Origin of the sequence: Streptomyces flaveus, assembly GCF_014647675.1 — a bacterium.
GTDB lineage: Bacteria > Actinomycetota > Actinomycetes > Streptomycetales > Streptomycetaceae > Streptomyces > Streptomyces flaveus.
Map to the genome: position 1 here is coordinate 1 of NZ_BMPQ01000106.1, position 520 is coordinate 520.

Sequence of the window (520 nt, forward strand, 5' to 3'; positions counted from 1 at the left end):
TGTTGGAATCTATATTATACCCCTAGTAGGTATAAGTCAATACAAAAGTTTCATATAAAAAATTAATATTTATAGTTTGTTTTAAGAGGTACACTTGTATAAAATGTATGCTAAAACTTATATTAGGAGAGATATATTTGGATAAAAATATACAACTTGAGCTTTACACAAGACCTACATGCTCTGATTGCCAAGAATCAAAAAGGTATTTAAACTCTCAAGAGATTAGTTATAGTCATAAAGATGTAAGTCAAAATTTGGACTTAGAAGAAGAAATGAAAAAAATATCAGGCAACCGAATTGTTCCCTTATTTGTTTTTTATAAAAAAATTTTTTGGGGTAAAAAAAAGTTGTTTAAATATTACGTGGGATTTGAAAATAACAAAAAAGATATATTAAATATATTGGAATAATTAAATAAACAGCCATTATTAAAAAATAATGGCTGTTTATTTAATGATGATGTTGACTGTCTTCTTCTTTCACGATACAAAACAATTTTTCACTATGATTATTGTTA

General features: G+C 24.8%; 1 protein-coding gene. It reads left to right on the plus strand.

Features of this window, described 5'->3' with window-relative positions; all coding sequences use genetic code 11:
• Positions 1–107 precede the first annotated feature (107 nt).
• Positions 108–413: a glutaredoxin family protein gene (locus IEZ21_RS49310; RefSeq protein WP_002501414.1), complete on the plus strand. Its 306-nt coding sequence runs from the start codon at positions 108–110 to the stop codon at positions 411–413.
• Positions 414–520 lie beyond the last annotated feature (107 nt).

Excerpts from the sequence above, each read along its gene's own strand:
- IEZ21_RS49310 (WP_002501414.1), top strand. The coding sequence starts at position 108 with ATGCTAAAACTTATATTAGGAGAGATATATTTGGATAAAAATATACAA.